General features: G+C 75.9%; 8 protein-coding genes. 2 read left to right on the top strand and 6 right to left on the bottom strand.

The window, feature by feature from the left end; translation table 11 throughout:
• Window positions 1-175: 175 nt before the first annotated feature.
• Genes ACI78U_RS14635 through lspA form a run of 4 tightly spaced genes read right to left on the bottom strand, consistent with a single transcriptional unit; the run spans window position 176 to window position 3,014 of the window.
• Window positions 176-610 carry a GNAT family N-acetyltransferase gene (locus tag ACI78U_RS14635; RefSeq protein ID WP_456876052.1) on the bottom strand — a complete coding sequence of 145 codons (435 nt, stop codon included), beginning with the start codon at window positions 608-610 and terminating at the stop codon, window positions 176-178.
• A complete protein-coding gene (locus ACI78U_RS14640) occupies window positions 607-1,458 on the bottom strand; it encodes a CPBP family intramembrane glutamic endopeptidase (RefSeq protein ID WP_456876053.1) in 852 nt (283 codons plus the stop codon). Before ACI78U_RS14640 ends, ACI78U_RS14635 begins: the two co-directional genes overlap by 4 nt.
• Before the next feature lie 18 nt (window positions 1,459-1,476).
• A complete protein-coding gene (locus tag ACI78U_RS14645; protein WP_456876054.1) occupies window positions 1,477-2,412 on the bottom strand; it encodes an RluA family pseudouridine synthase in 936 nt (311 codons plus the stop codon).
• 26 nt (window positions 2,413-2,438) lie between these two features.
• Window positions 2,439-3,014, bottom strand: coding sequence for a signal peptidase II (gene lspA, locus ACI78U_RS14650; RefSeq protein ID WP_456876060.1), 576 nt, complete (start codon window positions 3,012-3,014; stop codon window positions 2,439-2,441).
• A 285-nt stretch (window positions 3,015-3,299) separates the two neighbouring features.
• Between lspA and mqo the strand changes: the two genes are divergently transcribed.
• Window positions 3,300-4,733 (top strand): malate dehydrogenase (quinone), encoded by a 1,434-nt coding sequence (gene mqo, locus ACI78U_RS14655; RefSeq protein WP_456876055.1) that lies wholly within the window; start codon window positions 3,300-3,302, stop codon window positions 4,731-4,733.
• Window positions 4,734-4,770: 37 nt separating this feature from the next.
• Here the strand turns inward: mqo and ACI78U_RS14660 are convergent, their stop codons facing one another.
• Complete coding sequence (locus ACI78U_RS14660; protein ID WP_456876056.1) at window positions 4,771-6,282, bottom strand: potassium/proton antiporter; 1,512 nt, start codon at window positions 6,280-6,282, stop codon at window positions 4,771-4,773.
• Window positions 6,283-6,369: 87 nt separating this feature from the next.
• Here ACI78U_RS14660 and ileS point away from each other — a divergent pair, with 87 nt between their 5' ends.
• The gene (ileS, locus tag ACI78U_RS14665) at window positions 6,370-9,528 is read left to right on the top strand and encodes an isoleucine--tRNA ligase (protein WP_456876057.1); all 3,159 of its coding nucleotides are present in this window, start codon (window positions 6,370-6,372) and stop codon (window positions 9,526-9,528) included.
• Window positions 9,529-9,561: 33 nt separating this feature from the next.
• On the opposite strand, the gene ACI78U_RS14670 is transcribed toward ileS, so the two are convergent.
• A complete protein-coding gene (locus tag ACI78U_RS14670) occupies window positions 9,562-10,263 on the bottom strand; it encodes a hypothetical protein (protein WP_456876058.1) in 702 nt (233 codons plus the stop codon).
• Window positions 10,264-10,481 lie beyond the last annotated feature (218 nt).

Below are 10,481 nucleotides of genomic sequence, written 5' to 3' on the forward strand. Positions count from 1 at the left end.
TGGCCCGGCCGTCGGGTGCTCCGGCGGGCGACCGGCGGGGAAGACCGGGCGGTGCGGTGCGAGTCGCGGAGGACGTCGGCACGCGGGCCCGGGCCGGCGCCTGCGATCCTCGCACCGGGAACTGCCTACGCCGAGGGTCTGACAGGACGTGTCCCGGCGCGGCGGGACGACCCCGTCACAGTCGGCGGCGCATCGTGACGTGCGCGATGCCGGCCTCCAGGTACTCGCCGCCCACCGCGGTGTAGCCGGCCCGCTCGTAGAACCCGCGGGCGGTGACCTGGGCGTGCAGCTCCACCTCGGTCAGCCCGCGGACGAGCGCCTGACGGTGCAGCTCGGCCAGCACCGCGGCCCCGTACCCGCCGCCGCGAGCGGCCGCGTCGACCGCCATCCGGCCGACCAGCGCCCGCCCGTCGCGCTCGAGCAGCCGGCCGGTGGCCACCACCCGTCCGCCGGGGTCGCGGGCGACCGCGTGGACGGCGGTGGCGTCGGCGGCGTCCTGCTCGACCTCGGGCGGCACGCCCTGCTCCTCGACGAACACGCGGGTCCGCAGCGCGACGACCTCGGGCCAGTCGGCCGCCGTCGCCACCGTCGCGACCGGGCCGCCGGTCACGCGAGCGCTCCCCCGGCCGGCCACGACCCGGGCCGTGACGCCGGCGGTGGCCCGGGCAACGGCCCGGGCGGTGACCCCGGGGGCGCGCCGGGCAGCGCCGAGGCCGGCACCAGCAGGAAGCGCAGGTCGACCACGGCGTGCAGCAGCACCGGCAGCAGCAGCGAGCCGGTCTCGAGGTACAGGGCGGCGAACAGCCCGCCGAGGACGCCGGTGAGCACGATGCCGGGCACGCCCTGGTAGGCGTGCGCCAGGCCGAACGCGACCGCGCCGACGGCGACCAGCACCGGCTGCGGCAGGCCCCCGCCGACCGCGGCGACGACGGCGAGGAAGAACCCGCGGTAGAGCCACTCCTCGCACACGCCGGCGGTCACGCCGACCACCGAGAACAGCCGCCGCTCGGCCGGCGACCGCGGCAGCAGGGCCAGCGTCGCGTGCGCCGTGGGCTCGGCGTGCCGGCCTCCACCCGGGCGCGGTGGCGCCGTGCGGGCCAGCGCGCCCGAGCGCAGCGCGCGCACCGAGAGCAGCGAGGCGAGCAGCACCAGCACGGTCGCCGTCGCCGTCACCGGGCCGGGCAGCCCGGTGGGCCAGGCCAGGCCGACGGCGGCGGCGTCCACCCCCGGGGCGGCCAGCCAGACGACGAGGGCGAGCACCGCCAGGCCCCACTCCAGGACCAGCAGCCGCAGGTAGAACGAGCGCCGCGCCGCCGGGTCGGTGCGCAGCCGGCCCTCGAAGCGCCGGTGCAGCACCTGCCCGACCAGCGGCTCGCCGACCACCAGGTACACCGCGACGACGACGGCCGACAGCGCGGCGGGGCCGAACGCGGCGAGGGAGGCGGGCAGGTCGGTCACGGTGCGGGCGCCGCCGCCTCAGGACTCGGCGCGCAGGATCGCCAGAGCGCCGGCGAGGTCGGCCGGGTAGTCGCTGGTGAACTCGACCCGGTGGCCGTCGGCCGGGTGGGCGAAGCCCAGCCGGACCGCGTGCAGCCACTGGCGGGACACGCCCAGCCGCGCGGCCAGCGTCGGGTCCGCGCCGTAGGTCATGTCGCCGACGCAGGGGTGGCGCAGCGCGGAGAAGTGCACCCGGATCTGGTGGGTGCGCCCGGTCTCGAGGTGGACGTCGACCAGGCTGGCGGCCGGGAACGCCTCGACCACCTCGTAGTGCGTGACCGAGGGCCGCCCGCCGCTGACCACGGCGAACCTCCAGTCGTGCCGCGGGTGGCGGTCGATGGGCGCGTCGATGGTGCCGCGCGAGGGGTCGGGGTGTCCCTGCACGAGCGCGTGGTAGCCCTTGTCGACGGTGCGCTCCTTGAACGCCGCCTTGAGCAGCGTGTAGGCCCGCTCGCTCTTGGCGACCACCATCAGCCCCGTCGTCGCCGCGTCGAGCCGGTGGACCACGCCCTGCCGCTCCGGCGCCCCGGAGGTGGAGATCCGGTAGCCGGCCGCGGCCAGCCCGCCGACGACGGTCGGGCCCTCCCAGCCGGGGCTCGGGTGCGCGGCGACGCCGACCGGCTTGTCGACGACCACGACGTCGTCGTCGTCGTGGACGACGGTGAGCCCGGGGACGGGCTCGGGCGCGGGTGCCTCGCCGGGCGGCGGGGGCAGCTCGACCTCCAGCCAGCTGCCGCCGGTGAGCCGGTCGCCCTTGCCGCGGACCCGGCCGTCGACCCACACCCGCTCGGCGTCGGCGAGGTCGGCGGCGACGGCGCGGGAGAGCCCGAAGAGGCGGGCGAGGCCCTGGTCGACGCGCTGGCCCTCCAACCCGTCGGGCACCGGCAGCGCGCGGTGCAGGCCGGGCGAGCTCACTGGTCCATCGTGCCAGGTGGGCGGGGTCAGCCGCGGGAGACGGCGTCGGTGCCGGAGTCGTCCCGGCCGCGGGTGCCGTCGAACTCGACGCCGCGCAGCGCGAGCCAGGCGCCGAGCACGCCGCCGCAGACGATCGCCGAGTCGGCGACGTTGAAGACCGGGTACACCTCGCCGTCGGGCGCGAACACCGACACGAAGTCGACGACGCCGCCGCGCAGGAACCCGGGGTCGCGGAACACCCGGTCGACGAGGTTGCCCACCGCGCCGCCGAGCACCAGGCCCAGCGCCACCGCCCAGCCGGTGGAGAACAGCCGCCGCGCCGTCCGGACGATCACCACGGCCACCGCGACGGCGATCAGGGTGAAGACCACCGTGAAGCCCTCGGCGAACGAGAACGCGGCGCCGGTGTTGCGGGCGTGGGTGAGGTAGACCAGCCCGCCGAGCAGGCGGACGTTCTCCCCCCGGTCGATCGTGGCGACGACGAGCAGCTTGGTGGCCAGGTCGGCGAGCAGGACCAGCGCCGCGAGGACCAGCAGCAGCCGCGTGCGCGGCCGGCGGGCCGGCGGCGGAGCGGGCGCGGCGTCCTCGGGCAGGTCGTTCAGCGGGTGCTCCTCGGGCGGGGCGGGCGGTGGTCCGACCCCGCGAGGGTAGCCGCGGCCGGCGCCCCCTCCGGCCCGCCGCGCGGCGCCGTCGGGGCGCCCGGGACCAGCACCGGGGCCGGGTGGCGGCCGGGGTTAGACGAATGTCACACCCCGCCGAGTGCGTGTTCACGCTCCGTTCGGCCGATCGTCGGAGGTGGCGCACGTCCCCCCGGCAGGAAGGCAGTCGTGTCCACCGACCTCGGTTCAGCCACCGACCCCGATGTGGTCCTCGTCGGCGGAGGCATCATGAGCGCGACCCTCGCGTCGCTGCTCGATGTCATCGCGCCGGAGTGGACCGTCACCGTCTTCGAGTCCGCGCCCGAGGTCGCCGGGGAGAGCTCGGACGCGTGGAACAACGCCGGGACCGGGCACGCGGCGCTCTGCGAGCTGAACTACACCCCCGCCGGGCCCGACGGCCGGGTCGACACGGCCAAGGCCCGCACCATCAACGAGCAGTTCCAGGTGTCGCGCCAGTTCTGGTCGCACCTGGTGCGGACCGGGCTGACCGGTTCACCCAAGGAGTTCATCTCCCCCGTCCCGCACGTCGGCTTCGTGACCGGCGAGCAGGGCCGCGCCTACATGCGCGCCCGCCACGCCGCGCTGTCGGCCGAGCCGCTGTTCGCCGGGCTCGAGTACACCGACTCCCCCGCCGAGCTGGTCGACTGGGTCCCGCTGGTGATGGACGGCCGCGACCCCGCGCAGGTGGTCGCCGCGACCCGCTCGGCCGCCGGCACCGACGTGGACTTCGGCGCGCTGACCCGGCTGCTGTTCACCCAGGCCGAGGACCGCGGCGTGCAGGTGCACACCGGCCAACGGGTCACCGGCCTCGACCGGCTCGACGACGGGCGCTGGAAGGTGACCGTCACCGACCGGCGGACCGGCGAGGAGCGCTGGGTGCGCACCCGGTTCGTGTTCGTCGGCGCCGGCGGTGGCGCGTTGCCGCTGCTGCAGGAGGCCGGCATCCCCGAGATCCGCGGCTTCGGCGGGTTCCCGGTCAGCGGCATGTTCCTGCGGACCCGCTCGCCGGAGCTGGTCACCAAGCACCAGGCCAAGGTCTACGGCCAGGCCGCGGTGGGCGCGCCGCCGATGTCGGTGCCGCACCTGGACCTGCGGCTGGTCGACGGCGAGTACTCCCTGCTGTTCGGCCCCTACGCCGGCTGGTCGCCGAAGTTCCTCAAGGCCGGGTCGGTGTTCGACCTGCCGCTGTCGGTCAAGCCGGACAACCTCGGGTCCATGCTCGGTGTGGCCCGGACCGAGCTGGCGCTGACGAGGTACCTGGTCGGCGAGCTGCTGCAGTCGCGCAGCGCCCGGCACCGCACGCTCACGGAGTTCGTCCCGATGGCCGAGCAGGCCGACTGGGACATGATCACCGCCGGGCAGCGGGTGCAGGTGATCAAGCGCGACCCGACGACCGGCCGGGGCGTGCTGCAGTTCGGCACGGAGCTGATCGTCGGCTCCGACGGCTCGATCGCCGGCCTGCTCGGTGCCTCCCCCGGCGCCTCGACGGCGGTCTCGGCGATGCTCACCCTGGTCGAGCGGGCCTTCCCCGACCGGGTCGCGGCGAACCGCGCGGCGCTGGAGGCGGCGATCCCGTCCCACGGCCGCGAGCTGTCCGCCGACCCGGCGCTGCTGGCCCGCGTCCGCGCGGAGACGATGCAGACCCTCGAGCTCACCGGCTGACCGTGTGCGTGCACTCCCGCGGAAGTGCACGCCTCACTCAGTCGGCCTCCGTGGCCCCGCCCTGCTCGCCGCGCCACGAAGCCAGCCGGCCCGCCCGGCTCACCGCCCGCAGCCGGCGCTCGGCCTCCGGCCGGGAGCGGCGGGCCGAGACCAGCAGCGCCTGGTCGCCGCGCATGAGCCGGGTGTGGCCGTCAGGGACGAACGACCGGCCGTCGCGGACGATGAGCACCACCGCGGCGTCGTCGGGGAGCCGCAGCTCGGGCAGGTAGACGCCGTGCAGCCGGGACCCCTCGGGCACGCGCAGCTGCATGAGCTCGGCGTCGAGCTCCTCCAGCGGGGCCGACTCCACCTCGACGTCGCGGGGGGCGATCGGCGCGGCGATGCCCAGCCGGCGGGCCACCCACGGCAGCGACCAGCCCTGGACGAGGGTGAAGACGACGACGAGCACGAACACGGTGTCGAAGACCAGCGGCGCCCCGGGCGCCCCCACGGTGAGCGGGATGGTGGCCACGACGATCGGCACGGCGCCGCGCAGCCCCGCCCACGAGATGAACGCCTGCTGGGCCCACGGGAAGCGGAACCAGACCAGGCTGGCCAGCACCGAGACCGGTCGGCCGACCAGCAGCAGCGCGGACCCGGCCACGAGGGCGGGCCCCAGCGCCTCGGGCAGCCGGGACGGCGAGACCAGCAGGCCGAGCATCACGAACAGGCCGATCTGCGCCAGCGAGGCCATGCCCTCGGCGAACCCCACGCTGGCCGTCCGGTGCGGCAGCGCGGCGTTCCCGAGCACGACGCCGCACAGGTACACCGCGACGAACCCGGACGTGTGCAGCAGCACGCCCGAGGCGTAGGCCAGCACGCACAGCGCGAGCGTCGCCAGCGGGTAGAACCCGGCCACCGGCAGCGCCACACGGCGCAGCAGGGCCGCCCCGCCGAAGCCGACGCCGACGCCGACGACCGCACCGCCGGCGAGCTCCCCGGCCACGATCAGCGTCGCCACCCACCAGACCTCGCTGACCTCCCCGGCGAGGTACTCGGCGAGGATGGTCACGAGGAGGATGACGGGCGCGTCGTTCAGGCCGCTCTCCGCCTCGAGCGACGCCGCCAGCCGGCGCGGCAGCGGCAGCCGGCGGAGCGTGGCGAAGACCGCGGCCGCGTCCGTCGAGCTGATCACCGCGGCGAGCAGCAGCGCGAAGGGCCAGTCGAACCCCAGCAACCAGACGACGATCCCGGCCGTCGCAGCGACGCTGACCACGACCCCGACGGTCGCCAGCGTGACGCCGGGTCCGATGGCCCGGCGCACGTCGGACCACCGCGTCGTCAGCCCGCCCTCGGCGAGGATGACGACCAGGGCGGCGAAACCGAGGGTGAGGGTCAGCTCGGCGTCCTCGAACTCGATGCCCAGGCCGCTCTCCCCCAGCGCCACGCCCAGCGCCAGGTAGAGCAGCAGGCTGGGCAGGCCGAGCCGGTCGGCGAGGCGCAGCGCCACCGCGGCCACGAGCACGACGACCGCCCCGATGGCGAGGGCGACGGTGACCGCCTCGTTCACCGCCCGCACCCCATGGGCGCAGTCTCCCGTACAGGCGTATCGCGCCCGCCGCCCCGGCACGGGGACGCGCTCGACGGCTCGGGGACAATGGCGCGCGTGAGCTCTCCCTTCCGCGCGCTGCCACCCCAGGTCGACCTGCCCGCGCTCGAGCGGGACGTGCTGCGCCGCTGGGAGGACGCCGACGTCTTCGCCCGGTCGCTGGAGGCCACGGCGGGCCGGCCGCAGTGGGTCTTCTACGAGGGCCCGCCGACGGCGAACGGCCGTCCCGGTACCCACCACATCGAGGCGCGGGCGTTCAAGGACGTCTTCCCCCGGTTCAAGACGATGCAGGGCTGGCACGTGCCCCGCCGGGCCGGCTGGGACTGCCACGGCCTGCCGGTCGAGATCGCCGTCGAGCAGGAGCTCGGCTTCGCCGGCAAGCCCGACATCGAGCGCTACGGCGTGGCGGAGTTCAACGCCCGCTGCCGCGAGTCGGTCGAGCGCCACGTCGCCGACTTCACCGAGCTCACCCGCCGGATGGGCTACTGGGTGGACATGTCCACGGCCTACTGGACGATGGACCCCGCCTACGTCGAGAGCGTCTGGTGGTCGCTCAAGCAGGTGTTCGAGAAGGGCCTGCTCGTCGAGGACCACCGGGTGTCGCCCTACTGCCCGCGGTGCGGCACGGGGCTCTCCGACCACGAGGTCGCCCAGGGCTACGAGTCGATCACCGACCCGTCGGTGTACGTCCGGCTGCCGGTCACCGACGGCGAGTGGGCCGGGAAGGCCGACCTGCTGGTCTGGACGACGACGCCGTGGACGCTGCCGAGCAACACCGCCGTCGCCGTCCACCCCGACGTCACCTACGTGGTGGCCCGCAAGGACGACGCCGTCCTCGTCGTCGCCGAGCCGCTGGTGACCGCGGCGCTGGGCGAGGACGTCGAGGTGCTGGCCCGCACGACCGGCCGCGACTGGGAGCGGGTGCACTACCGGCGCCCGTTCGAGCTGGTCGACTTCCCCGAGGACGAGGACACCCACTTCGTCGTCCTCGCCGACTACGTCACCACCGACGACGGCACCGGGCTGGTGCACCAGTCCCCCGCGTTCGGCGCCGACGACCTCGCCGTCTCCCGGGTCTACGGCCTGCCGGTGGTCAGCCCGATCGACGCCTCGGGGCACTTCCTGACCGAGGTCCCGCTGGTGGGCGGCCGGTTCTTCAAGGCCGCCGACGACGCCCTCGTCGTCGACCTGCAGCGGCGCGGCCTGCTCTGGCGGGAGCAGAGCTACGAGCACAGCTACCCGCACTGCTGGCGCTGCCACACGCCGCTCATGTACTACGCGCAGCCGTCCTGGTACATCCGCACCAGCGCGATCAAGGACCAGCTGCTCGCCGAGAACGAGAAGACCCACTGGCACCCCGAGACCATCCAGTGGGGCCGCTACGGCGACTGGCTGAACAACAACGTCGACTGGGCGCTGTCCCGGGACCGGTACTGGGGCACCCCGCTGCCGATCTGGCGCAACGACGCCGACCCGAGCCGGATGGTCGCCGTCGGCTCGCTGGCCGAGCTCTCGGAGCTCACCGGCCGGGACCTCTCCGACCTCGACCCGCACCGGCCCTTCATCGACGAGGTGACCTTCACCCGCCCCGGCGAGGAGGGCGCCTACCGGCGGGTCCGGCAGGTCATCGACGCCTGGTACGACTCCGGGTCGATGCCCTTCGCCCAGTGGGGCGCGCCGCACCGCAACCGGGCCGAGTTCGAGGCCGCCTACCCGGCGCAGTTCATCGCCGAGGCCATCGACCAGACCCGCGGCTGGTTCTACACGCTCATGGCCGTGGGCACGCTGGTGTTCGGGCGGAGCTCGTACGAGAACGTGCTGTGCCTGGGCCACATCCTCGCCGAGGACGGCCGCAAGATGAGCAAGCACCTGGGCAACATCCTCGAGCCGATCCCGCTGATGGACCGGCACGGCGCCGACGCCGTCCGCTGGTTCATGCTGGCCGGCGGCTCGCCGTGGGCGGCCCGCCGGGTCGGCCACGAGACGCTGTCCGAGGTGGTGCGCAAGGTCCTGCTGACCTACTGGAACACCGCCAGCTTCCTCACCCTCTACGCCGAGACCAACGGCTGGGCCGGGCCGGGCGCGGACGGGGCCGCCGCGCCCCCGCGCGAACAGCGGCCGCTGCTGGACCGCTGGGCGCTGGCCCAGCTGGCCGCGGTCACCGAGGGGGTCACCGACGCGCTGGAGTCCTTCGACACCCAGGGCGCGGGCCGGCTGATCGGTCAGTTCGTCGACGACCTGTCCAACTGGTACGTGCGCCGCTCGCGCCGCCGGTTCTGGGACGGCGACCCCGCGGCGCTGTGCACGCTGCACGAGGTCGTGGACGGGCTGACCCGGCTCATGGCGCCGTTCACCCCGTTCGTCACCGAGGAGGTGTGGGCGCGGGTCGTCCGTCCGGGGCTCGGCGCCGGCGCCCCCGACTCGGTGCACCTGGCCTCCTGGCCGGCCGTCGACGAGGACGCCCGCGACCCGCAGCTGGTCGCGCAGGTCGACCTGGTCCGCCGGCTGGTGGAGCTCGGCCGCGCGGCGCGCACCTCGGCCAAGGTGCGCACCCGCCAGCCGCTGGCCCGCGCGCTGGTGGCCGTCCCGGGCTGGGGGTCGCTGGCCCGCGACCTGGTGGCCGAGGTGGCCGACGAGCTCAACGTGGCCGAGCTCGCCGAGCTGTCGGCGGTGGGCGGTGACCTGGTCGACGTCCGCGTCAAGGTCGACTTCCGCGCCGTCGGCCGGCGGCTGGGCGGGCAGGTGCAGGCGGTGGCGAAGGCCGTCGCCGCCGCCGACGCCGCCGCGCTGGTGGCCGCCTACCGGGCCGGGACCGCGACGGTGGACGTCGACGGGCAGGCCGTGCCGCTCGAGGACGGCGACCTCGTGGTCACCGAGACCCCGCGCGAGGGCTGGACGGTGGCCAGCGCGGGTGGGCTCACGGTGGCGCTGGACCTGACGATGACGCCGGAGCTGGAGCGGGCCGGCATGGTCCGCGAGGCGGTGCGGCTGGTGCAGGAGGCGCGCAAGAACGCGGGCCTGTCGGTCAGCGACCGCATCGAGCTGTGGTGGACCGCGGAGGGCCCGATGGCCGAGGCGCTGACCGAGCACGGCGCGCAGGTGGCCGGCGAGGTCCTCGCGACCGGGGTGCACGCCGGGGCGGCCGGCGAGGGGCCCGGGGTCGAGGGGCCGTCGGGCTCGCGGTTCTGGCTGGCGCGGGCGGAGTAGCGGGCCGCTCGCGCGGGGGCAGTCGCGCGGGGGTCAGTCGCGGCGGGCTGCCCGGCGGGCGCGCTCGCGGTGCGCCAGGTGCGCGTCCGGGCCGCACCGGGCGCACGGGGTGAACCCCTCGGCGCGCGCCTCGCGCACCGGCAGCCGGACGGTCTCCCCGCCGGCCAGCGAGGAGCAGTCGGCGAGGTGGTAGCGGGGGTGCTCGTCGACGACGAGCACCTCGTCGTCGAGGTCGACGACCAGGAGCAGGTCGGTGACCTCCTCGTCCTCCTCCGGCGGTTCGGCCGGCCCCGCCCCGGCGGCCCTCCCCCGGAACCGGCCGTGCGCCCTCGCCGGGGCCTCCGGCGCGGCGGGATCCCCGGCCGGCCGGGGCCGCGGCCGGGCCTCCGCCCCGGCGGGGTCCCCCGCGCGGTCCGCCGCCGCCTCGTCGGCGTCCTCCGCAGAGGTCGACCCGCCGGCGGCGGGCCGGGCCGGCTCGGGCGCGGCGGGCCGGGCCGACCCGCGGCCGGACCGCGTCGGCTCCTGCTCCGGGGCCGGCGGGGCGGGGACGGCGTCGTCGGCCGGGGTGCGGAGCCGGGCGACGACGAGCAGCGCCGCGGCCAGGCCGCAGGCGGCCACGCAGCTCCAGTACCAGGCGTTCTCGGCGGTCGTCACGCCGAGCACGAACAGCCCCAGGCCCGCGAGCACGAGCAGGGCGGCGGCGAGGACCACGGCGCGGACTGTAGCGGCGGTCACGTACCGGTGGGGCCTGCTCGGCCGGACCGACGCGACAGGGCCCCCGGACCGGTGGTCCGGGGGCCTGTCGGGATCTCAGTGCCGGGAGGTCAGCGCTCGTCCTGGGAGACGCGCTTGCCCGACTCGGGGGAGAACACGTGCGCCTCGCCGGGGCGGATGGCCACGTGCACCACCTCGCCCTTGGCCGGCGGCTTGCGCGCGTCCACCCGCAGGGTGAG

The sequence above is a fragment of the Geodermatophilus sp. SYSU D00710 genome (assembly GCF_054050195.1).